General features: G+C 49.9%; 16 protein-coding genes. 12 read left to right on the forward strand and 4 right to left on the reverse strand.

What is annotated here, in order from left to right; genetic code table 11:
- The first annotated feature begins 1,187 nt into the window (after positions 1 to 1,187).
- The 6 genes from mrdA to LKK83_RS21315 all read left to right on the forward strand — a co-directional run bounded on the left by mrdA (position 1,188) and on the right by LKK83_RS21315 (position 11,659).
- On the forward strand, positions 1,188 to 2,957 hold the full coding sequence (gene mrdA / locus LKK83_RS21290; protein ID WP_324633342.1) for a penicillin-binding protein 2: 1,770 nt from the start codon (positions 1,188 to 1,190) through the stop codon (positions 2,955 to 2,957).
- 207 nt (positions 2,958 to 3,164) lie between these two features.
- On the forward strand, positions 3,165 to 3,413 hold the full coding sequence (locus tag LKK83_RS21295; RefSeq protein WP_324633343.1) for a hypothetical protein: 249 nt from the start codon (positions 3,165 to 3,167) through the stop codon (positions 3,411 to 3,413).
- 171 nt (positions 3,414 to 3,584) lie between these two features.
- Positions 3,585 to 9,317, forward strand: coding sequence for an alpha-2-macroglobulin family protein (locus LKK83_RS21300; RefSeq protein WP_324633344.1), 5,733 nt, complete (start codon positions 3,585 to 3,587; stop codon positions 9,315 to 9,317).
- A 105-nt stretch (positions 9,318 to 9,422) separates the two neighbouring features.
- On the forward strand, positions 9,423 to 10,592 hold the full coding sequence (locus LKK83_RS21305) for a DUF262 domain-containing protein (protein WP_324633345.1): 1,170 nt from the start codon (positions 9,423 to 9,425) through the stop codon (positions 10,590 to 10,592).
- Positions 10,593 to 10,597: 5 nt separating this feature from the next.
- Complete coding sequence (locus LKK83_RS21310) at positions 10,598 to 11,416, forward strand: MAE_28990/MAE_18760 family HEPN-like nuclease (RefSeq protein WP_324633346.1); 819 nt, start codon at positions 10,598 to 10,600, stop codon at positions 11,414 to 11,416.
- A gap of 72 nt (positions 11,417 to 11,488) precedes the next feature.
- Entirely contained in the window at positions 11,489 to 11,659 is a 171-nt protein-coding gene (locus LKK83_RS21315; protein WP_324633347.1) for a hypothetical protein, read from the forward strand.
- A gap of 171 nt (positions 11,660 to 11,830) precedes the next feature.
- Here the strand turns inward: LKK83_RS21315 and LKK83_RS21320 are convergent, their stop codons facing one another.
- Positions 11,831 to 12,730, reverse strand: a complete 900-nt coding sequence (locus LKK83_RS21320) for an SGNH/GDSL hydrolase family protein (protein WP_324633348.1) — start codon at positions 12,728 to 12,730, stop codon at positions 11,831 to 11,833.
- An 878-nt stretch (positions 12,731 to 13,608) separates the two neighbouring features.
- On the opposite strand from LKK83_RS21320, the gene LKK83_RS21325 reads away from it, so the two are divergent.
- The gene (locus LKK83_RS21325) at positions 13,609 to 15,000 is read left to right on the forward strand and encodes a glycoside hydrolase 100 family protein (protein WP_324633349.1); all 1,392 of its coding nucleotides are present in this window, start codon (positions 13,609 to 13,611) and stop codon (positions 14,998 to 15,000) included.
- 106 nt (positions 15,001 to 15,106) lie between these two features.
- On the opposite strand, the gene LKK83_RS21330 is transcribed toward LKK83_RS21325, so the two are convergent.
- Complete coding sequence (locus LKK83_RS21330; protein WP_324633350.1) at positions 15,107 to 16,138, reverse strand: hypothetical protein; 1,032 nt, start codon at positions 16,136 to 16,138, stop codon at positions 15,107 to 15,109.
- Positions 16,139 to 16,506: 368 nt separating this feature from the next.
- Here LKK83_RS21330 and LKK83_RS21335 point away from each other — a divergent pair, with 368 nt between their 5' ends.
- Positions 16,507 to 17,070 carry a glycine-rich domain-containing protein gene (locus LKK83_RS21335; RefSeq protein WP_324633351.1) on the forward strand — a complete coding sequence of 188 codons (564 nt, stop codon included), beginning with the start codon at positions 16,507 to 16,509 and terminating at the stop codon, positions 17,068 to 17,070.
- Between the two features lie 79 nt (positions 17,071 to 17,149).
- Here the strand turns inward: LKK83_RS21335 and LKK83_RS21340 are convergent, their stop codons facing one another.
- Both LKK83_RS21340 and LKK83_RS21345 read right to left on the reverse strand, forming a co-directional pair.
- Complete coding sequence (locus LKK83_RS21340) at positions 17,150 to 18,205, reverse strand: tetratricopeptide repeat protein (protein WP_324633352.1); 1,056 nt, start codon at positions 18,203 to 18,205, stop codon at positions 17,150 to 17,152.
- Positions 18,120 to 19,529 (reverse strand): NB-ARC domain-containing protein, encoded by a 1,410-nt coding sequence (locus LKK83_RS21345; RefSeq protein ID WP_324633353.1) that lies wholly within the window; start codon positions 19,527 to 19,529, stop codon positions 18,120 to 18,122. The genes LKK83_RS21340 and LKK83_RS21345 overlap by 86 nt, the downstream gene beginning before the upstream one ends.
- 795 nt (positions 19,530 to 20,324) lie before the next feature.
- On the opposite strand from LKK83_RS21345, the gene LKK83_RS21350 reads away from it, so the two are divergent.
- The 4 genes from LKK83_RS21350 (at position 20,325) to LKK83_RS21365 (ending at position 24,620) form a co-directional block, all read left to right on the forward strand.
- A complete protein-coding gene (locus LKK83_RS21350) occupies positions 20,325 to 20,846 on the forward strand; it encodes a COP23 domain-containing protein (protein WP_324633354.1) in 522 nt (173 codons plus the stop codon).
- Positions 20,847 to 20,963: 117 nt separating this feature from the next.
- The gene (locus LKK83_RS21355) at positions 20,964 to 21,887 is read left to right on the forward strand and encodes a S1 family peptidase (protein ID WP_324633358.1); all 924 of its coding nucleotides are present in this window, start codon (positions 20,964 to 20,966) and stop codon (positions 21,885 to 21,887) included.
- Between the two features lie 74 nt (positions 21,888 to 21,961).
- Positions 21,962 to 23,962: a S8 family peptidase gene (locus tag LKK83_RS21360; RefSeq protein WP_324633355.1), complete on the forward strand. Its 2,001-nt coding sequence runs from the start codon at positions 21,962 to 21,964 to the stop codon at positions 23,960 to 23,962.
- Between the two features lie 160 nt (positions 23,963 to 24,122).
- Positions 24,123 to 24,620: a tetratricopeptide repeat protein gene (locus LKK83_RS21365; protein ID WP_324633356.1), complete on the forward strand. Its 498-nt coding sequence runs from the start codon at positions 24,123 to 24,125 to the stop codon at positions 24,618 to 24,620.
- The last annotated feature ends 519 nt before the right edge of the window (positions 24,621 to 25,139 follow it).

Below are 25,139 nucleotides of genomic sequence, written 5' to 3' on the forward strand. Positions count from 1 at the left end.
GAGTTATGATAGCCTGGGTGGAGTGCCCTGAGACTCACCCTTGATTGCCACGGCGGGATTTCAATCGCCCGCCTTGCCGGCTCTAGATCTGAGTGCATATGAGGAGAAACGCGGTGGATGAATGGGGAAGAGGTGCAAATCTCATCTGGCTTTTTCTAATATGAATTGCGGCGAGACAAAGCAGTGCGGTGTCCCTAGAAATTGACGAAAGCCGAGGATTTTGGCAACCGAAACTTAAAATTCGGGGTTGACAAAAGAAGAAAGAAATGGTATATAACCGGAACTTGCTGGTGTTGCGTGACTGTGGGGAGGCGGATCCTCGGGATGGGGCGTTACCCGCATGAGCCGGGAACGAGTGAACGCCGCGATGCAGGTTTTTGCCGCTTTTGAGGGAAGCACCGCAAGGCTTAAGTAGCACAAACAGAAGAGTATAGCAACCGATCGCCGGTGGGGCTTCCGTAAAAATGCGGGTTGTCGAAAAAAAAGGAGTATGGTAATATACCAGGGAAATTTAAAACCCCATAAAAAATAAAGACAATTGAGGGTGGTATGTTAATCAGGAGCGATCGCCCTTGTGGGAGGGCAAACCCAGATGTGGAAGCGATCGGCCAAATTTTGACCCGTTAATTTTACGCGAACTGCGGCGGGTGGAAAAACCGGGCCTTTGAAAGTCCCACTGGCGAGTTCCCATCGGAGGGATTCCTGGGTGAAAATCCAGGTCAAAAGCAGCGATCGGCGAATGTAGGGGGGTTGGCAGGGGTGGACAACCCGCGAGGGGGAATCGCATAACCTGCATCGATAGGGTGCATAAGGTTATCTGCTGGGATGAGACCGAGAGCAAAACCGTGGGGATCGAAGCCGAGGCAAGGGATTTGCGGCAAGAGGGAATTTCCCAAAACCAAGTCTCTCGGCGATCGCGGGTGCAGCCGAAAAAATTTTTTGATTGAATTCAACTCAGCAGCGCAAAAATGGGGAAACAACTGTGATAAATTTTTCCTCAAAAGAATAAGAACCAGTAAATCTGTTGTGCGCCAACATTCTCTGTCCGGTTGAGTCATGTTTTCCGACCCTTGTCCGGATCCAATTCACCGAACAGAGCAATGTAGCACAAATAACAAAGTTAATCCGTGGGTTTAACAGCCCCAACAGGGAGAGAACATGTGTAAAGTCCTTCGGCATGGGTGAACATGGTTAGCGGACATTCATTTTTTTCCGGAGTCAGCGCGGGGAAAAAAAACCGAGTGCGACTGCAACGATCGGTGGTCTTAATGCTGACGATCACCGGTTTGATGAGCGTATGCGTAGCGCGTCTCGCTCAACTGCAACTGATGGAGGGAGAGTATCATCGGCAACGCGCCGAAGAAAATCGGATTCGTCAGGTGCCGATTCCGGCAGCACGGGGCAATATTGTAGACCGTGATGGGAGATTATTAGCGGCCAATCATCTAGCAAGGTCGGTGTATTTGTGGCCGCGCGAGCAAAAACCCGAGGAGTGGAAAAAGAGCGCTGAGCGCTTGAGTCAGATCCTCGATATTCCGCCCGAGGAGGTCGTCGCCAAAATCCAAGAAGCCGGCTATACCTCCGGGATGCCAGTGCGGATCGCCCAAAATCTAGACCAGAAAGCGTTTGTGGCTTTAGCGGAGCAACTGGCGGATCTGCAGGGCATCGAAGTTCGAGCCGAATCGAGCCGATATTATCCCACGGACGGCTATGGATCCCACATCGTCGGATACATCGGGGAAGCCACCCGCGAGGATCTGATGGAACATCCAGAATATCCGATGGGAATCATCATCGGCAAGATGGGGATCGAAAACAGCGCCAACAAAGCGCTGACCGGGGTCTGGGGAAATCGGTTGGTGGAGGTCAATTCCAACGGAGACGAACTGCGCGAGTTAGGGGTGCGATCGCCCATCGCGGGAGACTCCATGCCACTGACCCTCGACCTGGAAGTGCAGAAAGCCGCCGAAAACGCTCTGGGGGGACGTCGGGGTGCGGTGGTGGTTCTGGATGTCAACACCGGCGGGGTGGTTGCCCTTGCCAGCGGTCCGAGCTTCGATCCCAACATCTTCACCCGCCGGGTAGACGATGAAGAATGGGAACGCTTGCAGGCATTAGAAAATCCGTTTCTCAATCGCGCCTTGCAAGGCTACCCCCCCGGGAGCACCTTCAAAATCGTCACCGCCGCGGCGGGGATGGAGTCGGGTAAATTTCCCCCCGGCATCTACCTAGGCACCTCCTCCTATATTGTGGTGGGCGGAATTGCCTTTCACGAACATAGCGGCGGATATGGATATATTGGATATCGCGATGCCCTTGCCTACAGTAGCAACACCTTCTTCTATCAAATTGGCATGGAAGCCGGACCGGAAGAAATTGCCAAGTGGGGGCATAACATGGGCATTGGCGAATCCACCAGCTTAGATTTATTGGGACTCGATGGCGGGATGCACGGTTCCATCCCCACCCCAGAAGAGAAACTGCGACTCTATAACGAACCCTGGTACGCCGGGGATAGCGTGACGATGGGGATCGGTCAGGGGTTGGTGCTGTGTACTCCGCTCGAATTGGCGGTGATGGTGGCGAGTATCGCCAATGGCGGGTATCGCGTCAAGCCCCACCTGCTGGCAGAGTTGACCGATACCCCGAAAACCAAACCCGTCCCCACGGGGATGAAACCGGAAACCGTGGCCACAATTCGCGATGGATTGGTGGCGGTGGTGCAAAAAGGCACGGCCCGGTTGTTGAACGATGGTTCGATTCCGCTTACGGGGGGGAAAACGGGTACCTCTGAGGTGATCGGGCAGCCGTCTCATGCCCTGTATGTGGCATTTGGTCCTGCCAAGGATCCCGAAATCGCGATCGCTGTGGTGGTGGAAAATGGCGGGTATGGCGGTATGGCGGCAGCACCGATCGCCCTCCAGGTTTTCCGCAGCTACTTCAATCAAAGCAAATAACCCGAGGTGGGGGTTCCACCCTCGCCTCATCCTACTTTGACAGAAAAACCGGATGAATGGTTCAGTCCGAGGCGCACTTTCCGCCCCCATTGCGGCTGACCACCAGCCGGTTTTTTTGTTGGCTCGATTTGCCAGCAGCAGGGGTGAAAAACCCGGTTGGTTCGCCCAATTTTCCCTGATTCGCAACCTCTGACAGACAGCAAACCGATGTCTTGTCCCCGCCCTCGATTCGGCGGAGAAAGGTTTTCCATCCCCCCACAGGGCAAGCCGATCGCCCCAGGGAAAGTGTTACGTTTTCCGTACAAATACCCCGACGCGCGCCCATTAATTGCCCGCAAAAGCCATGCCTGCGATCGCTTCGATGGGGTAGAGATAGCATCGCGGGGGAGGGGAAATACTCGCGATCGCTTAACAATTAAGAAACCCTACATTCCTCCCACATCTGCACAATTCTAAGCTTTAATAGGGGAGAGTGCAAACTCGGTAGAGAGCAAAAAAACAACCGCTAGATGACCCGATCGCGAGTAGGCAAACCACCGAACTTTTCACACCCGCGATCGGATCTAACACCCTTATCGGGTAAAACCGGGTACATCCCTTCCCATTTGATTTCCTATGGTGAAACCCATGCGTATAATTCAGAAAATGTGGAAATGGTTTGCAATCGGCTTGAGCCTCGCATTTGCGATCGCCGCTTGTAACCTATTCCAACCCGACACCACCGTAAAGCAACTCCCCGCAGTTGCGCCAATTCCCACACCGGAACTTCCCAACTGGATCGAAGAGATAACGCCCACGGGAGAAGCACAACCCCTAGCACAAATTCGCATCCGGTTTAAAGACCCGGTAATTCCCCTAGAAAGTCTAGATTCACCGGAACAACAAGCCAAACTCGACTTGTTTGAAATCCAACCCGAACTTCCCGGGCGGTTTCGCTTTTTAACCCCCCGGATGGTGGGATTTCAAGCCGATCGCGCCCTTCCGGAAGCCACGCGAATTCAAGTCACCGTCAAATCCGGATTAGAAGACTTAAACAATCATCAACTCACCGAAGACCTCGCCTGGACCTTCAACACCGAACCCATTAAACTCACAAACTTACCCAGCAGCAAACCTCCCTCAGAATATGCCGAACCGCGACCCATCGATATCGAACCCGAGTTAAACGTTACCTCAAACGTGGAATTGGATCTCGGTTCCGTAAAACAGCACGCCAAACTCATCGCACAAGAGAGCGATCGCGCCATCTCCGTCAACGTAGAACCCGTCGCCGACGACGAACAGATGCGATCGCCGGGGGAACAATTCAACCCCGCCACTCGCCAGTGGCAATATACCCTCACCCCGCAACACCCCTTAGAAAAAGCCACCAGCTATACCGTGGAATTTTCTCCCGGAATTCGTCCCGCGCGGGGAAACATGGCCAGCCAAACCCCCTTCACCAGCGAAGTCAAAACATACCAACCCCTTGCTTTTGAAGAACTAGAATATTTCGGGCAACCCGATGCAGGCGCAGCATACGGACGCTTCCGCAAAGGAGCCGCTCAACTCAAATTTACCAACGGTCTCATCGCCGAATCAGCCCGAAACCATATTACCATCGATCCGCCCCCCAAAGAAGAACCCGAACTGATTAAAGCCTATGACAATTCCAACAGCGTCGAACTCAATCCCTGGGCATTAGAACCCGCCACCACTTACACCATTACCATCGAAAAAGGTCTGGAAGATAAATTCGGCCAAACCTTAGAACAACCCATCACTTTAACCTACAAAACCGGAGATGTAGCCGCCGAGATTTGGGCCCCGGCGAATTTTAACATTTTTCCCAGCGGAAAAGACCTGCAACTGAACATTTCCGCCGTTAATTTGCCCCAACCTGAATATAAAGCCGCCTATCGCGTGGTTCAACCCACCGACTTAGTTTATAGCGACTCCGCATATCCCAGAGGAAACGGCACCGACTTATTGCCCGATCCGACAAATTGGGACAGCTTTTCCATATCGGAAATGCCCCTAAACGAAACCGTAGAAATCGCCGTTCCCCTGCGCGAAAAACTCCCCGGTTCTGTGGGCACCCTCGCCTATGGCATTCAAGCGCGAACCAATCAATACAGGGACAAAAATCAGCAAAAATGGCGCGAACCCACCTATTATGGACTCGTGCAACTTACCAATTTAGGCGTATTTGCCCAATGGTTTCCCGACCGAGGACTCGTCAAAGTCAATCATCTTTCCGATGGGTCTCCCGTCGCCTCCACCCCGGTAGAAATTTATCAATCTCAAACCAATGCCACAACCCGGGGAAATCCCACCGCTTGCGTCAAAGGAACCACCGATGCTACGGGTGTTTTTACCCTCAATTCGCAGCAGATGCAGCGCTGCCGGCAAAGCGCCGAAAACGCTCCAGAATTACTGGTAATTGCGCGAGAAAATCGCGACTGGGCATTTACCCGCACCTGGCAATATAGCGGCGCATATGGCTACGGAATCGAGGCGGATTGGCAAGGGGAAAAACCCCTGGCGCGCGGGACGATTTTTTCCGATCGCCAACTTTACCAACCCGGAGAAACCGCCGAATTTACTGGGGTTGCCTACTATCTCGATGAGGGCAATTTGGTGCAAGATAAAAATGCGTCCTATGCTGTTACCCTGCGCGACCCCGATGGCAACGAAACCAATCTCGGCACTCAAACGACGAATGATTTTGGCACCTTTTCCCTGGAATTGCCCCTTGACAAAAGTCAAGATTTGGGGTATTATTCCCTGCGAGCAAAAGGAGAGAATGGAGTAGAAATTTCTGGAGAATTTCGGGTCGCTGAATTTAATCCGCCGAATTTCCAAGTGGAGTTAAACTTGGATAAAGACTACGTGCTAGGTAACGAAAAAGTCCAGGCGACAACCGACAGCGACTACTTATTTGGTGCCCCGGTTTCCGGCGGTGAGGTGAAATATTATATTACTCGCACTCGGCGGGAATTGTCTCCCAAGGGGTGGGATGAATTTTCCTTCGGGCGACAGTGGTTTTGGCCGGCAGAAGCACCCACGGTTCCCAGTGACGTGCTACAGCATCAGAACCAACTCAACGATAGCGGTACCGATACTCTCACGTTTACGGTAGAGAGAGACTTGCCCTATCCGATGACCTATCGGGTGGATGCGGAAGTGACCGATGTATCGAACTTGTCCGTCGCCGAGAGTGCCAGCGTCACGGTGTTACCCAGCAAACAAGCGATCGGGTTAAACAGCAATTATGTGGCGGAGGCGGAGGAAGAATTTCCGGTGGAAGTCATCGTCACCGACCCGGAGGGGAATGCGATCGCCGGACAGCGGGTGCGCCTGGAACTGCAAAAAATGGACTACAGTAGCGTCACCCGGGTGGTAGCTGGGAGTCGCACGCCGCGCAATCAAGTGGAATATAGCACCGTGGCGGAAACCACGGTAAAATCGGGCAAAACCCCGCAAACGGCCACTCTAACCGCCCCAGAATCGGGGGCTTATCGCATCCAAGCGAACTTTGTGAATGCGAAAAGCGAAGCCAGTGCCACTGACGTGCAGATCTGGGCGACGGGTACACAGGGAGTGAGTTGGGGACGGCGCAGCGATCGCGAGAACTTCCTGGAAGTGAAACTGGACAAAGACACCTATCAACCGGGGGAAACTGCCACGGCGCTGATACAGTCTCCCTATTCCGAGGCGGAACTGTATTTTTCCGTAGTGCGCGATCGCCCCTTGTATCAAACCACCACCACCGTCACTGGCGGCGCGCCGCAAATTCAATTTAAAGTCACCGAGGACATGCTGCCAAATGCCGCAGTAGAAGCGGTGTTAGTCCGTCGCGGCGAACCCCTAGACCGCGTAGAATCGGGCAATATCGAAGACTTGGTGAAAATTGGCTTTGTGCCGTTTAGCACCAGCTTGCAGGACAAATACTTGCAAGTGCAAGTGACCCCCACACAAGCGCGCGTGGAACCGGCGGCCCAGGAAACCGTAGAACTACAAGTAACCGACAGTGGCGGTAATCCAGTGCGCGGACAATTCACGGTGATGGTGGTCAACGAAGCCATCTTGCAACTCACTGGGTATCGTCCCCCGGACTTGGTGAAAACCGTGTATGCCCAACAACCGATTTCCACGCGCTGGAGCGATAATCGGTTTGAGGTGGTACTCGCACCTTTATCCTCGCCTTTAGATAAAGGATGGGGATATGGCGGCGGATTCTCTGCCGGTGCGGCTAGCACGCGGATTCGCACCGAGTTTAAACCCTTGGCGTATTATAATGGGTCGGTGGTGACCGATCGCAACGGACGCGCCCAAGTGAGCTTTAAGCTGCCGGATAATTTAACCACCTGGCGGGCGATCGCGGTGGCAACCACAGAAGATATGCGCTTCGGTCAGGGTGAGAATACCTTTGTCACCACCAAACCCCTGATGGCCAATCCCTTGTTACCGCAATTCGTGCGCCCGGGCGATCGCTTCTCCGGTGGCGTCGCCGTCACCAATACCACCGGCACCCAAGGTCGGTTGGAAATTGAAGCCGCTGTGAGCAACAATCTGGAATTTGCCAAAGATTCCAGCACCAACCAACGGTTGCAAGCAAAAGCAGGTGAGGGAACCAGCGCCTATCGCTTCCCGATAGAAGCCTCGCAAATCGGCGCAGGCAAGGTGCGCGTTGTCACCCAACTGAACGATCGCGCCGCCGATGCGTTTGAAGTGCCCCTATCGGTGCAGCAGCTTCCGGTGAGCGAAAGTGTGGTGGAAACCGGCACCACGGAAGAGCGAGTCAGTATTCCGTTAAATGTGAATCAGACTGTGGTACATAATGTGGGGGGATTGCAAATCGATTTGGCCTCCACCTTGATTCCGGAGATTACCGCCCCGGCGCGCAAAGTGCTAGCAGAGGATACCCTGCCGTTTTTGGAACCGGCTGCGTCCCAGTTAACTATCGCGTCGAATTTGCAAGTGTTAGGGAATAAATACGGTCAGGCATTCTCACAGTTCGACCCCCCGCAACAAGCGGCGATCGCCCTGGAACGGTTCGCACAATTGCAGCAACCCGATGGCGGATTTGCCTATTATCCCGGCATGGAACGCTCGGATCCGTTTGTGAGTGCCTATGCGGCAGAAAGCCTTGCGACGGCGAAAGCGGCGGGAATTGCGCTGGATGAGGCGATGGTGTCTCGCGCGCGCGGATACTTGCAGAAAATCCTCGCCAATCCGGGACAGTATGAGTATTGCCAAGAGAGCTTGTGTAAAAATCGCCTGCGCTTGGGGGCGCTGATAGCCCTGGCGGAACTCGGCGATCGGCGCAACGAGTTCCTGGCGGATATATATGCCCAGCGCGCCGACTTGGATCGGGTGGCGCGCACGAAGTTGGCGCGGTATTTATACCAGTTCCCCGAGTGGCGAGATGAAGCGCGATCGCTCTCGGAACAGTTGTTCGAGACGGTGGCGGAAACTGGGCGATCGGCAACGGTGAATTTGCCCCAAGGATGGGCATGGTTGAGTTCGCCGACCACCGCACAAGCGCAAACCCTGCGACTGGCGATCGCGCGCGATGCCAGCGCTGAATTGCGCGATCGCTTGTTGCAAGGGTTGTTGAACCTGCGCCGCGATGGCACTTGGGAAAATACCTATGCCAACGCCGAAGCATTATCCGCGTTGGTGGCCTATAGCAATACCCAACCCACCCCCCCGAACTTTGTGGCTACGGTGAGTTTAGCGGGCGAAACCCTCGACTCTATGCAGTTCCAGGGATATGACAATCCCAGCCAATTTATTAACGTGGCAATGGATAGCTTGCCCAAAGGGGACAGCGATTTGGTACTGACCAAGTCCGGCGAGGGGACGTTACATTATCTGGTAGACTATAGCTATCGCTTGCCCGGAAATCAACCGGGTCGGTATAATGGCCTGCGCGTGGAACGCCAAGTGCGCCGGGTAGGTGAGGATAATCTCCTGGCTACAATGGGATTAGCTAAACCGGACAAATCGGTAAGGGTGAATGCGGGTCAGGTGTTTGAAATTGGCTTGGAAATTATTAGCGATCGCTTGGTGAATCGCCCGATCATTGCTGACCCCTTGCCCGCCGGCTTTGAAGCGGTGGATACTCAATTTGAAACGGCTACCTCTGCGGTAAAAGCGCAGCAAGATAGCTGGCAAATTGGCTATCAAACCATTTATAAAGACCGGGTAATTGCTTATGCAGAACGCTTGAATCCCGGGGTGTATTATCTGCGCTATTTGGTGCGATCGGTAACGCCAGGAACCTATGAATGGCCCGGCGCGCGAGTGCATCTGCAATATGCACCGGAAGAATTCGGGCGATCGGCTTCTTCTGTGTTAGAAGTACAAGAATAACCCGATGTTAGCGAGGCGGAGTGGCAACCCCGCCTCGCTTTTTTAGGGGCATAACGCAGAGAAAATTATGATAGAATAAACTCTAGGTTAAACAGGAGGTTTATCATGTCACTGACACCGATTGAGGAAAAAATGTGGGATAGCGATCGCGCAAAAGATAGCGATCGCAACACCGCTGCAGATGTAGAGGGCAAGTACGAATCCGGCGAACAACGCATTCTGACTGAAATCAATCGCGAAAAGCTGCCGAGTTTTGTCGAATCCTTAAAAAAACCCGGGTATATGGAATTGCAGCCGTTTTTTCAAAGAAGACGGCGATGGGATAAAACGATGCAATCGCGACTGATCGAGTCGTTTTTGATTAATATCCCCGTCCCCCCCATTCTTCTTTATGAAAAAGACTATAACGCCTATGAGGTCATGGATGGTCAACAGCGAATTACGGCAATTCGAGAGTTTTATGAAAACAAGCTGACCCTGACAGGATTGGAACTTTGGCCCGAACTGAATGGATTGACTTATACGACCCTTCCCCCAAAAATTCGAGCGGGAATCGATCGCCGTTCCATCTCCTCAATTGTGATTATCACCGAGTCCGCACCTACTCCCGAAGCTGCATTGTTTCTCAAGCAGAAAACCTTCGAGCGTCTCAATACAGGCGGCGTGAGTTTAAGTCAGCAAGAAGTGCGAAATTGCTTGTATCACGGCAAGTTTAATTCCCTATTGCTAGAACTCTCGCGTTATCCAATCTTTGTAGAAGCCTGGGGGTTTCCGCGAGAATATCCTAATTTGAAAACCCCCAAAAAGGCTTACCAAAAAATGGAAGATGTGGAGTTAATTCTGCGGTTCTTTGCCTTGAGAAACGTGGAAAATTTTCGAGGCGGTCTGAGAGATTTTATGGATTCATACATGAGAAAAAGCTTGAAATTTTCTGAGGAAGATATCCGAGTTTTAAAAGAGATTTTTATCAACAGCATCAACGTGGCGCATGGCATTTACGGAGAGCATTTATTTAAACCGTTCGATCCAAAATCGGGAACCTGGAAAACGCGGCGCTATAAAGACTACTACGATGCCGTGATGGTGGGGGTGAGCCGACATTTGTCCGAGGCGGAGTTATTGCTAAGTCGGAAGGAAAAAGCGATCGCCAAAACCAAGGAGTTGTTTGAAAAGCCAGAATCTCGCCTGCTCACAGGGAGTGGCAAAACCAAGGGGGACATTCAGGAGAGAATTCGGCTGTTTGACGAAATGCTCTCTGAGGTTATTGGCGAGTAACAAAGATGTTCAAACAGCTTCTCGACACTGTTACCGCTAATATTACCACGATTCGTGCTGTTGTTCAGACGAATGAAACCCTAAGAGCGATCGCATTTAAAAAAAGCAGCACTTTCAGCGCGCAAGTCCAAGACAACAAAGAAGACCTTAGCACTCTCCTTAACGGCGTCCCAGATAGAACACAATGGCGAATTTACGACCATTGTGCTGTGGTGATTCGCTTATATGCGATTTACGAACGCTTCGTTGAAGATTTAATTTCCGAGTGGTTGAGAGACTTACCAAACCTCGTGCCAAATTATTCCAATTTGGAAGACAGAGTGCAAAACACGCATCGGGAAGGCGTGGGACGGTTGTTACTCGAACTCCGCAAGAATAGATTTCAACATCTTTCTATGAAGGACATCTTGCACGGGCTATATCAGGGAATGGCCGGCGATCGCGACTACCAGCTAATCCCAGAGGCGTTTCTCTTCCACGAGCAAAATTTACGAAAAGAGGTGTTAGATAAAATGTTCGCCGATGCAGGCATCCCGAATGCTTGGACATGGGTAAAAAATTATCGAACAATCAAGCAATTTGTGGAGAAGAGTCGGGGAAGTCAGAACACTGCAGAAGCCGAACTCAAGCAACTGATACAGTATCGCAATGACGCAGCACATGGAGCGGAAGTGTCTCAAATTTTGAGTTCTCAAGAACTCCTAGATCTGGGTGAATTTGTGACGGCATTGTGTGAGGCATTAGCCGAGCTAGTCACCTATCGCGTAGTAATGCAGCAAACCACCACGAAAAAAGCCAGAGAAATTGGAACAATTGGAGAATAGTTTAACAAACCTCGAGCCGCAGTCGCCACCCTTCAAAAAGTCACCTTATCTTTAGGAAACGAGGTTTTTCTGGTGAATGAAAACTTAGCTTACTGCAAATTGGCTAGGATAGAAAGCCTGAAAATTAACGACATTTCGCAAAATGAGGTAAAAATCGAAAGCGAACAAGAGGTGGGTATTCAGTTTAACACTGATGCGAGAAAAGGATTAAAAATGTATGTACGATCGCCCCCGGAGGAATAGCTTGAATAACTACCTCTACCAACTTCCTAAAACGCGATCGAGAACCACCGCCAGCAGGCCCAGGGCATTCCCAGTGCCTGCATTTCACCTGTATCATTCCTGCATGAAAAACGGGATGACTCAGCGTAGGTGGAATTAGCCTCTCTAAGACTAATTTCGATCGCCCCCTTTTTACGCTTCCCGCTTGCGTTTGCGGAGCATACCCATACCGAACAGACCGACTCCGAATAGACTGAATGTCGCCGTAGGTTCGGGCACCGAAACCGCACCATCATCGGCATGATTTCCATCCGCGATCGCCTCTGTATCGGTACTGTTTGAATCGCCCGCCGCCACCATACTATCATACCATGCCAAAGCTAATTTATTATAACCTTCTTCGGTTAAATGAACGCCATCGGATAAATCGTCGTTACTCCACAAATCCCGAGTATCTACAAAATTAATATTTTTGCCTCCCTCGCGCTTTTGTGCTACCAATTCCGGGATGAGATTATTGAAATCCTCCACTTCATCCGCTGACTTCGCCCACTTATACTCTAACGGCGGAAGGGCACTGACAAACACTGAAGTATCCGGCGAAGCATTGTAAATTTCATCCAGCAGTCTCCCCATTTCATTGCGGGTTTCTTCCGCAGTGGTTTCTTGAAAGATAAAATCATTCGTACCTGCCATGAAAGCGATCGCATCCGGATTCGCAGCACTTACCCAGTCGCTGACATTGGGAAGAAGCTGATAATCTGGCTCGTAAGTCGCCCCTTCGATCGCATATCCGCCATGACCCTCGTGATTGCGGTCAAAAGCATAGGGTTTATCCCAATCATCGGGCGGATTTCTTCTCTCGCTTCCCACAAAATCTACCGCATAGTCGTTTTCATTAAACAATTCCCACAAATCGTCCCGATATCCGGCGCGATCGCTTCCTTTACCCCGGGTGTTTGAGTCCCCCAACGGCATCAGTTTTAGGGGATTTGAGCTATTTAAAGAAAAGGCGATCGCGGGAGATTGAATCATCCCGACCCCAGCTAAAATGGCGCAAGCGGCTGTTAGGGCTTTGTGAAGTTTTTTCATGTTTCAATACCTCTTTCAAAATTAAAATTAACGACAATCTATTCACCGATCGCAGCTTGGCATAAATTGCGATCGCAGTGGGTTTAAAAAATAAGTAACCAGCCACCTTCAATGATGGCGGATTCAGGAATTAACCACAGGTATCGGCGCTAAGCGCGATGCCCAGTGGCGAGTTTCCCACCCGCACTGCTTCCTGGCTTATACATCAGTGTGGTCTAGATTGGGTACTCGTTGCATCTGTCTTTGTGTGGAATTGCCAGAAATTGTCCTTTTCCACAGCATCAACCGATAGAAAGGGATCTGCGAAAATCCCCTACTGATTTCCCAGCCATTTCCCGCCCCGCACAAAACGCCCTGACTGTCAATGTTCTCCCGAGGTAAAAATTCCTTTGCGTTTGACTCTCCATAGAAAGATTTTTCCCCGCTTTCCGGTGGACTGCATCCGGGAAACCGCCCCGTACATCAATCGCCGTGGCTGGGATTTGTTCCCCTCGCACTTTAAAGTTTTGATATAGTTTATCGGAAAAATTGGCGATCGCTTCACATAAACTTTAAAAAACTTGTCAGAGGTGTGAAGCACAGAGATTGAAAATTGAGAATTGAGTCACTTTGGAATGGTGAGTGCCCCTCTCCTCCCCCGCGATCGTCCAACTCCACCCGCCCCCAGGGCCACGCCACGCCACTGACACTGTTATCCCAGACTGAACCAACCACAAACCCCCAGTCAGACATTGAATCTGGGAACCCGAGAACCTTCTCAATCCTCAATTCATAATTCTTAATTGCCCTGTGGCTCCAGAACGGGTAAAATTAGGATAGGCGATCGCACCCCTGCGAACCTTCCGTACTTTTGTCTCCCAGGAATCTCAACCCAAACCATGAAACCCGAAACTCCCCTAGTTCAAGACGCGCAAAAACTGCTAGAACAATCGATTATTTACTATCAAGGGCACCCGGTGGGTACCGTAGCGGCCCGCGATCCGGATATCGCACCCCTCAACTACGATCAATGCTTTATCCGCGATTTTGTTCCCTCTGCGTTGCTGTTTTTAATCCAGGGAAAAACCGAAATCGTCCGCAATTTTCTCGCCCACACCCTGGCGTTGCAACAACGGGACAAGCAAATGGACTGTTACGAACCCGGACCGGGTTTGATGCCCGCCAGTTTTAAAGTCATGGGTAAAGAGTCCGAACAATATTTAATTGCCGACTTCGGACATCACGCGATTGGTAGAGTTCCCCCCGTGGATTCCTGTTTGTGGTGGATAATTCTCCTGCGCGCTTATGTGAAAGCGACCGGCGATACCGCCCTTGCTCATCAACCGGAATTTCAAAAAGGGGTGAAATACATTTTAGAAATGTGTTTGGTGCCTCGCTTTGAAATGTTTCCCACTTTGTTAGTTCCCGACGGTGCATTTATGATTGACCGTCGGATGGGAGTTTACGGGCATCCTTTAGAAATTCAATCCTTATTTTATGCGGGACTGCGGGCCGCCCGCGAATTGATACTTCCCGATGCGGAAGGCAGTGATTATATTTCCGGCATTAACAAGCGGTTGGGCGGGTTTGTATTCCACATTCGCGAATATTATTGGCTCGATATCAAGCGCTTAAATCAAATTCATCGCTTCAAGGGAGATGAATTTGGCGCAGTGGCGGTGAATAAGTTTAATATATATCCCGAGTCGATTCCCTACTGGGTCACGGAATGGATTCCCGATAAAGGCGGGTATTTGGCGGGAAATCTCGGTCCGGGTCAGTTGGATTTCCGATTTTTTACCTTGGGAAACTTGATGTCTGTTATGGGGTCTTTGGCTAGCGATCGCCAAATGCAAGCCATCATGGACCTCATCGAACAGCGGTGGGGCGATTTAGTGGGAAGAATGCCGATGAAAATTTGCTTTCCCGCCGTAGAAGATATAGAATGGAAAATCATCACCGGTTCCGACCCGAAAAATCCACCCTGGTCTTATCATAACGGAGGCAGTTGGCCGGTTCTCCTGTGGCTGTTAGTCGCCGTCGCACAAAAAACCGGCAGAACTCATCTGGCACAAAAAGCGATCGCGATCGCCGAAAAGCGCCTGCAAAACGACGAATGGCCCGAATATTACGACGGGAAAAACGGTCGGTTGATTGGCAGAGAAGCGCGATGCTATCAAACCTGGACGATCGCCGGCTATTTATTAGCCAAAGCCCTGATGGAAAAACCAGATTATCTTTTGTTAGTTAACTTCGATGAAGATACCGAAGCCCAAGCTTGTGCGATTTAATATCATGTCCGGTCAATTGCCAATCAAAATAGCCCGCGCAGGCGGGCTTGGGCTTGGTTGGTTTACCACACCCTTGGTGCGGGGCTTTTTATACCTTACGCTCCAGTCAATCCACCAAACCCGATCGCACCGTTACTCTCATTTCTGTAGCATCAATTTCAAAGTTTACAATCTTCTGGGAATCAAAGCTGCTGTATTTAGTTGCCGCTCTATATTTATCCTCGCACACAATTTGAAAAATTCGATTAACATCTATATCTAGATTGGCCAATAAATTAAACGCCTTGAGCGGCTGGGAAAATCGGCTTTGAATCTCGGGAAACGCTTGGCTAATCCCTTCCAGGAATTTTGCTTGCGGGACCGAGCAGTTGCTCACCCACACATCGGAGACGCTCAACTGCAATTTACCCTCGCCGTCGAGGCTCAAGTCAAAGCTGTAGCGCAATTTCCCATCAACATCCACCCACTTCAAATAGTTCCCTTTCTGGTAAATCTCTTTAGGAAAGATGAGTTTAAACGGACCTCGCAATGCCCGGGGCACATCCTCTCTAAATTGCCCTTTCCAATTCGCCGAAATGTGCAAACCGCCATCGATCGCCACCTCGGAGATTTCCTCAATATAGATGCGATTGTAATCCGTACTTTTCACCTGGAGCAAATGCGGTGGATTTTTCGGCGATCGCTGCTTTAATTTATCCTTAATCCGCCACTGAAAATCACTGGCAATTTCCAACGTCACGTTCTCCCCACCTTCTGTGAGACCCTGGTTCTTGTCTTGGTGGTAGCCTTTCTTCATCAAGGCAGGCATTACCTTATGCCACTCTAGTTTTTGACCGTTGTTGCCAGACTTACCATTGCCATTCGGATCCGCTTCCATGTCTAGGTCTAAAAGATCCTTAAGCCCAGGATACAGATTGCTTGACAATGCCGTTCTCACCGTTCCGGCGCTGCGGTGGGTTTCCTCAGCTATTTCTTTGGAGCTATAGCCCACCAGCAGCAAATAGAGATAGAGTTGTTCCGTCTCGGACAGTTCTTTGCCCCTCACTTCTCCTAAGTCAGTCAATAGCCGTTCCACGTCCCATAACTCAGAGGCTTTTTCCTCATAAGAGTCGAATAAATCTTCCTTGTGGTTTGTCATCACACCAGACCTGCGAAATGATTAGCGAAATCAGAGCCTTTCTCAAATGGAAGCGACCCGTGGAGTGATAAACCCCATAACGGTTCGAGCGTCAATATTGGCTGCGGGTTCGGGATCCGCACCGCATCACCTGGAATTCCAGGGGGTGGGGCGGATTGGCGCTCCGTTTCCCGGCAACACTGACTTTTCCCCCTCCGGCTCGGTCCAGTTTAGCAAAGTCAACTAACACTTGTCACGGAAAAAGCCAAAAATCCCCGATCGCTGTCAGTTCCCGCTGAGCGCTTCTCCTCAGTACGTTGGAAATGTGGAAAACACAGCAGTTGGCCAACTCGCTTTTCCCAGGTTTAGCTCTTTAGCGAGGAGATTGCATGATGTCCCTGAACAAGCATCAAAAACCCGCCCGTCCCCTACTGCAAAAGTTTGCCAATCGGGCAAAAAACCTCGATTTCGGCCCGATCGCCTATAAACTGATGGCAAACGGATGGACCCGAGAACAAACCATTAAAGCGATCGGCCTGTATCTGATGTTTTTGGGTTTGATTTACCTCTATCCCAATCGGCAAATCATCCCCACCCCAGAAATCGATGCCGTCTGGCACCAGCATATCCTTGATACTAGCAAATACGCCGAAGACTGCGATCGCCTTTTTGGGCGCTTCGTTCACCATTTTCCCTACTTTGGGCAACGCGGCGAGAGCGATCGCGACAACCTGTACCTGGCGTTTGCCGAAACCAAAACCCTCTTCCAGGAATACTTCGGCGTGGAATTGCTCGCGCAAACCCAGTCCAACAGCGACGAGGAAGAGACCACTCCCCAACCGGCGGATTGCGAACCCCTGGGCGACTCCAAGGCGGATCGTCCCCGAGTGGAACTCGACTTCGCCGAAGTCTGGGCCGCCTTACCCGGCGATCGCGGTGAATTGGTGGGATAAAGTACGTTACTGTAGGGTGGGCATTGCCCAGAAGCTTGCAGATAACCAGCTAGCTGTCAGCCGCAATGCCCAGCCCACTCTACTGACGCATCCCACCGAGTAATTCCTGGGTTTCTTTGGCTTCGGTTATCATGCCTAAATCCTGGAATGTTGCCAAGGCTTTGCGGGCGAGGTTTTCCGCTTTGAAGGAATTGCCCCGCCCGGATTCTACCTTAGCGATCGCCCGCTGACAGAAGGCAATCCGGCAATTATCTTTTTTTTCTCTGGCTACAGCCAGACATTCTAATAATAACGATTCAGCGCGGTCAAAATTTTTTTCTTGAATTGCCACGTGAGCTAACCAGTCTTTAATTAAAAATTCCGCTCGCTGCCAGGAAAGAGAGAGAGCTAAATCCAGTGCGGTTTGAAAGGTAGTTTTGGCGGTTTGGTACTGATAGATTTTATAATAAATTTCCCCTTCACAATATAAAAGACGAATCCGGAAACGGGTGGCGTCCCGTGGTGTCAAAGTAAGGTTTCCTGTAGAGTCGGGGATTCCCTTTGCTTTGTCGAGCAGTTTTTCACCTCGTTCGAGCCAGTGTAAAGCATTGTCAAATTGCTGCTGTTCCACCCGCAAAGCGGCAATGCAGATTGCTAAATCTAACTGTTTGCTTAATTCGCGATACTCTCGCAATTCCCAAGCGCGGGCAAAAATGGCATCAGCAGCTTCTAGATGTTTTTTTTGACCTTTGAGGACCAGTTTCCAGCCTTGCTCGCGCATCACCTCTACCGCTGTAGACCAGTCTTGATGCTGTTGGGCAGCTTGGACCAGCCACTGTTCCCATGCGAGGGGGATTCGCCAATAACTGAGGCGATCGCTTTGGCGTCCTTGGGTATAGTTATAAGATTTTACCTGTCGCCAAAAATAGAGTACGTCCGCATATCGCTTTTGGGCGATACACCATTCGATGACCTCGATCAGAGTGTCCCATTCCGCCTCTATCTCGGAAAAATCCTCCCATTCCTTGCTATCTTTGCCCCCGTAGTCGGCCACAAATTGCCGATACCAGCTAACCCAGCGACACCGGGATTTTTCCTCGAATTGGGGACGGGCTTTCACTTCCGCCAGGGCATACCCCCGGGTCAGGGGCAGCATCTCGTATCGCTCCAGGCGGTTTTTTTTTAACCAGAGAAAGTTGCAGCAACTTCGCGAAACTTTCGCGGTCTGCCACCGAAGCCACATAACAAATCGCCTCGAATAACGCCGGTTTCGAAAAGATAGCCGCCGCCATCAGCAGGCGATGGGGGGGCTGTTCTCGCAAAGGTGCCACGGAGCTTTCAAAGCAAAAACGAGTCAAATCGTCCCGGTTGCCCGTATCCAAGCGCGCCAACACATCGGCCAAGAAATAGCCTGCCCCCAGTTGACCGATGGTATAGACGATCGCCCCAGGAATACCGCCGGTTTTTTGGTATAATAGTTCACAGTTTTCGGGATGAAGGTGGATGTTTTTTTCTGTGGCTTGCTGGAGGATGAGTCGCTTGGCATCCGCTTGAGAGAGGGATTCCAGATGGAGGGTAAAATCCAAGGGGGCATGTTCCCGGCTGGTGACCACCACTTTGACGCTGGCCGGCAGCTCGTACAAGAACGAGCAAACATGTTCCAGGTCTTCGAGGGTTTCGAGATTATCTACGATTAACAACACTCGGCGATCGGCCAAGCTCTCTTGAATTTGCTCGAATTGACCATCGAAATCCGCTTCTAGGATATCGGGACGCTCTAGGACCCGGCAAATCTTGCGGAAAATATCCCCCAACGTGCGCTCTCGCTTCAGACGGGGTAAAATGCGATCGCCCGCCAGTCGATAGGGTTGCGCCGAGGTAAACACGATCGCCTCAAACTGATGGGTATTTAAGCAGCGATAGGCGGCTTCTAACACCAGGGTGGTTTTGCCCACCCCCCCGATTCCTTCGACACTGATACGATAGACCGAATTATGGGGCGAGAGGAGGTCGAGCAAGTACCTTAGTTGTTCTTCGTAACCGAAAAAGACCCGATGCGAGGGTGTGGGTAGATTTTGATAGCAGATAGGATCCGGCGGCGGAGACTTCCCGGGGGGAGGTTCCCAGGTGAGGGCGAATTCCTGGGAATTCCTTTCCACATTGGGGATATTCTCTGGGGAGAATATCTGCAGGAGATATCGAGAAAGCTCCTTTTTTCGCAGGTTGTTCGCCTTGGGGCGGAGATGGCCCGCATCTTTGAAGGTTTGCGTGAGTCGCTTTCGCAGTTGATAGGAGACACATCGTTTGAGATAATCTACATTTTGGCCGATGTGAAAGCGATCGCGGATTTCCTGGTAGCTGAGGTCTTCCAGCATCCCTTGGAGAAGCAATTTTTCCATCTCCTCTAACCCTTTACCGGTCTGAGTTTCCATAAACTCATCTGTGAGCTTCACAAGTCGGCAGGCGGCTTCAGTATCCATAGGTCATTGAGGGCACAATACGGTGGACGAACGTGACAGTCGATGGCACTACATCCATTCACTCTCCCCTCTCCCTTTCAGATAGACGGTTCCTCCCGCCCCCACGGAAAGTCAGATAGTATTTATCCTCGAGGAATTGTGAAATGGATGATATCCACCCACTGAAGAACATTATGACCCATCGAAACCAAAAAATAAACCCCTAACGTCGAAACCTCGGCAACCCCCCAACGTGAGTCCAGGAGCGGACGGGTGACTCCCTGGTTCCCACCCATTCGCTCCCCCCACCCCGAACCTTCTGCCTCTCCAGGATTGACCTTTTGACCCGATCGCCCTGCGGAAGGGGGCAGATTGGATGAACTATATGAACAATATGAACTAAAAATTGGCGGAAATTGTTGACCTTTATGAATTGACAGGGGGGGTGGGGGGGTTTAGATTAGAAGTCAATGATTTGTTAAGAAACCGCCAGTGAAGCACCAAAACATCAGAGACGAGATATCGGTTAGCCAAGGTTCCGCCAAGGCAATCTACCGCTTCGGGCCTGTGGGCTACCGTTTCGATTTGATTCTTCACTGGTCGGAAGGGGTCATCAGAAAGGAAGTGTGTGCCCCATTCGAGGTGGCTAGTTAAGCTTATTGGATAATGTTATGGTCAGCATCGGACTCTTTCTATGGTTTTGGCCGAGGGTGATACAAGCTTAATAGCATTAATCGGTCTATCGGGGCGATCGCTGTCACTGGCTGTATCGGCGATCGAATTGATTGCAGTCATTCATTTATGGAGAATTTGAGAATGAAGTTCAAATCTATTGCTACGGCTTTATTGGGAGCTGTTGCCGCTTGCAGCACTATGGCGTTTAAAGCCGAAGCGCAATCAGTGAGCTTTGCGTGCGAAAATATAGGTGGCGAATGGCGCACTTATGCCGATGTCAATGGTCAAATGGCAAACAGTCCGATGATTCGTTGGACGACGACCCTTGGCGGCGGACAGTGGGATCCGGCAAGACGATGTCAAACAGTTACCCGGAAATTAAACTGGGAGGTTCGACGCAATGGAGGGACGATGGACGGCTTGTTTTGGAATGTTGGCCTCGTAAATAATAGTTTAGCCGTTTGTTTTGGTAATGTGCGAACGGGCCGACGCAGTTGCAATAGCAGAAATATGCTGTTCACTCTTAAACCAGAGAATGCGCGTGATGCAGGAACAGTCCTCACCAAATTGTACGGCGCTATAGAGGGATGGTCTACCGGGGCAATTACGGAAAGTAACAGTGATGCGGGTGCTGTGAACGCCTCAGACACATTAGGGTTTTAAGCATTGTAGTTTTCGTTCTTCTGCTCGCTGCTTTCATTAGCAGTGGGCAGAAGAGAACGGGCGTTGGACTCTCCAAATACGCCGCCCCATTGAAAGTGAGTAAAACAGTTGCAATTTATGACGGTGGGTTTATTCTCCAGCATTGTTTTTGTTTTGTCAGCCCCAATCGTTGTGTCGATTTTGAGTGGACTGTTGTCAAGCGCTTTCTTGGTTTCGCTCGACAACAAACAAACTCTATTGAACTCAACCTCTAGGCTCAATCCTGAGGAGTATCTTGCAATGCGAGATCGAGAAATTTCCTCGGTTCCAGTTATTGCACGGCAAGTCACTGTGCGGATTATTAGCTCTGGGGATGCGGGTTCCGGTGTAATTGTAAAACGGCAAGGTCAAACCTATACGGTTTTGACGAACCATCATGTACTCGCCTTTAATGCTGACAATCGGTACCGGGTTTTAACGGCTGATGGTAATACACATTCTGGGCAATGGAAATTTTCTGTTGATTTTGGAAATAGAGACCTAGCACTGTTGGAATTCACCAGTAATAATGATTACCAAGTTGTTGAGCTAGGAGATTCTAATACCGTTTCTGTTGGTGACTTGGTTTATGCTGCGGGATTTCCCAACTGGGCAGGTTCGAGTCCAAATTCGAGGAGACCCACTGAAAACACTCGGGATTGGGGGGAAAGAGCTTATGAGTTGACAACTGGCAGAGTGAAAATTCTATTAGAACTATCTCTTGCTAGAGGCTACCAAATGGGTTACAATAATAACATACAAAATGGAATGAGTGGCGGCCCGGTACTCGATCGCAGAGGTAGATTGATTGGAATTAATGGCCGTGCAAAATATCCCGTGGCTGGGATTAATGCCTATCGGTTTGAAGATGGCAGTCTACCATCAGCAGATTTATATCGAGACATGGAAGTATTAAGTTGGGCGATTCCCGTTGCTACATTCAAGGATGTAATCGAGCGATCGCTTGACTCTCTATCGTCAATTGGGGAGAAAGAGGGAATCTGGCAAAACGATTGGGAATAGGATTGCTACAGTCCCTTTTTTCTTCTCATCACCGTTTGATTGACCACATCAGTAAAAGCAACGCATTATCATTTATGCTAGACCTCAATACTATATTTGACGAAAGCTATTATCTCGCCCAAAACCCCGATGTATCGCAAGCAGTAGCAGTCGGTGCTTTCAGCAATGCACTAGAGCATTTTCTGAACTTCGGTCAATTTGAAAGACGAGATCCTAGCGCTCTGTTCGATACAGATTTTTATCTGGCATTGTACCCAGATGTGGAAGCCGCCGTGATGCAAGACGAAAGCATAACGGCAATCGACCATTTTCTCCAGTTTGGGCAGAGAGAGGGACTCGATCCGCTTGCCGAATTCGATACTCGATATTATCTGGACGAAAATCCAGATGTTGCAGCAGCCGTTGAGCGAGACGAACTCACGGGAATCCAACACTTCTTGTTATTCGGGCAATTTGAAGGTCGCAACCCTAATGATGAGTTTGATACGGCTTCTTACTTCCAACAAAATGGAGATGTTGCAGCAGCTACTTCAGGTAGCTTAAGTGCGATTCAACATTTCCTGGTCTTTGGAAAAAATGAGGGACGCCGATTCGAGGCGGTAGAGAACAATAAAGATTTATTACGGGCTGAAGATTTAGGTACGCTCGGCGAAACACCAATCTTTCAAAATTCCACTCCTGACTCTAGCAATATCTATCTTTTCACGCTGCCGAACAGTCGTAAGGTTACCATCGATTTTGATGGATTAACCGAGTTGGACAGCGTAAGTATTGGTCGGGATTTGGATCGGGATTTAATTATCGATGATTCAGAATTTTTGGCTGGTGAGATTCAACCACCTTTCAATAATGACGAAGAACCTATCATCAAAAAAATTGACACTACTGTGCTACCAGCAGGTACTTACTTTCTGCGAGTGAATACACCACCAGAAGGGGAAAATTCTAACTATAGCTTGAGTTTATCGGCTCAACCAGATAATCCGACTGTGGATTCCAATTTTGACCCAAACTTTGGTAAGGGTCTGGTGGATGCTAAACAAGCAATCGAGGGAGCGATCGGCAGTTCGATTTCTAGTGCCGAGCCGTTAACGTCGGCAAATGGAGAGAATTTTGAAGATTTGAACCGAATCAATGTGGCATCAGCGTGGGCTAATGGGTTTACAGGACAAGACATGGTAGTTGCCGTTATCGATAATGGCGTGGACTATAACCACCTTGATTTACAACGGAATATCTGGACAAATCCGGGGGAAATTTCCGGCAATGGAATCGATGATGACGGCAATGGCTATGTGGATGATATTCGGGGCTGGGATTTTGCTGATAATGATAACGACCCCATGCCGAAAGACTCGGAAAAAATTCACGGCACTCATGTTTCCGGAACCATTGCAGCGGGGAGAAATGGCGTGGGAACCACTGGAGTTGCTTATGAAGCACAAATTATGCCGTTAAAAACCGCATCTTCCAATCCAGAAGACTCCAACACTGGTAATTCTGCTATCCCTTCACTCGATGTGCCCGCCGTTTCAGAGGCAATCCGTTATGCTGCTGATAATGGAGCGAATATTATCAACGCCAGTTTGAGCTTGAACGATAATCATCCGGAAGAAGAAAGAGCCGAAATAGAAGATGCTATCGACTACGCTGTCTCTAAAGATGCGGTGGTTGTTTTAGCATCAGGCAATCAAGGAAGATCTGATACGAGATTTCCCGCATCCTTAGCCGCTTCCATCCCTGGAGTCATTGCTGTCGGTGCTGTAGATAATGAAGGTTTACAGGCGCAAATAAGCAATCTTCCTAGCATTAATAGAGAGACGAATTCCGATTTGAAATTCGTAGTCGCACCGGGAATAGATATTTTATCTACGAGCACAGGACGACAGTATGAAACTCTGGATGGTACTTCAATGGCAACTCCCCATGTTGCAGGTGTGGCAGCCCTCATCCGCCAAGCCAATCCCAATCTAACTCCTGTAGAAGTTGTCGATGTTCTCACCGGAGCCACCACCGTAGCAGGACTTACTCCTTTTGACCCTAGTCCTGATGAAGGCAGCATTATTGTAGCTTAGGGTAAAAGCATCGAGCGTTCTGCGTTCTAGTTTCATTCCGCTTTACGGAACAAAGGGTGCTTTTCCACCACTGGAAAACTTGCAGGCGATCGCTTTCATCGAGCTACTCAATGAACTCCATTGAGTTCCTCGTTCCATCTCCTTTAATTACTAACAGCCAATGACTTTTAATTTCACTTCCATCAACTTCTTGTCCCGTACCTTCGCCGGAACTGCAACCCTAGTGGCCATGTTAAGCATCCTTCCCGGAGTCGGGCAAGCCAAAACCACTCTACCCACTTCATCGGGGCAAAATTTCCCACAGGAAAACCCATCTCTGATTGACGAAAACACAATTGCCCAAGAAGGGTCAGAGTCCCTCTTAAATCAACTGGAAGAACCAGGAGAAATACTGGAAGAAGCAGCATTCTACGAGATGTTGGGCAATATGTACCTGGAAAACGAAGAGTATGAGAATGCTATTGGTATGTACAACAGCGCAATTGAAAGTCAATCGGAATATGCTGAGGCTTATATGGGTCGTGGAATAGCACGGGCGCGACTGGGAGATAAGTCAGGAGCGATTGAAGACTTGCGCCAAGCTGCCAGTTTGTTCCAGGACCAAGGAAACACCGAAGCCTATGAACAAGTTCAGCAGCTACTCAGTCAAGTCGAGTAAAATCCCTAGTGCTGGATAGCTTTTTCCCAGACATAGTTTTTCGGAGGGGGATTGCAAATCAATTGGTAGACTTGAAAAAGTCAGAAGGCCAATTTTGGTTTTGTAAGTAATTGGATGCATGAAACTAAAAACGATACTTTTGAGTTGGTTGGGTGCAACAGCGATTTTCGGTGCTGCATTCTTGCCTTCAAACGCCCAAAAAACCCCCTCTTTTACTACTCAGCCAATCGGTTGAAAAAAGATTTGAATGTGAATTAAAGCAGGGAAATTATTATACGGTATTAAATCGAAACGAGCGGAATTATCCAATTATTCAATGGACGAATAAAAACCTCAGCACTGACGTTCATGGGCTAGAATATAATTTAGATGAACGAACCGGTCCTCAGCCAGTGCCAGACCCAGAGCATCTCATCAATATGGTAGTGGGAATGTTTTGGCAAACGAGCGGGGGATTCCCTATCGAATTTCAGCGTTTGTGGTTTGTGTGGATGGAGAGCTTTGCGATCGCGAAAGTAT

It is taken from the genome of Phormidium sp. CCY1219 (genome assembly GCF_035615515.1).
Lineage (GTDB): Bacteria > Cyanobacteriota > Cyanobacteriia > Cyanobacteriales > Laspinemataceae > CCY1219.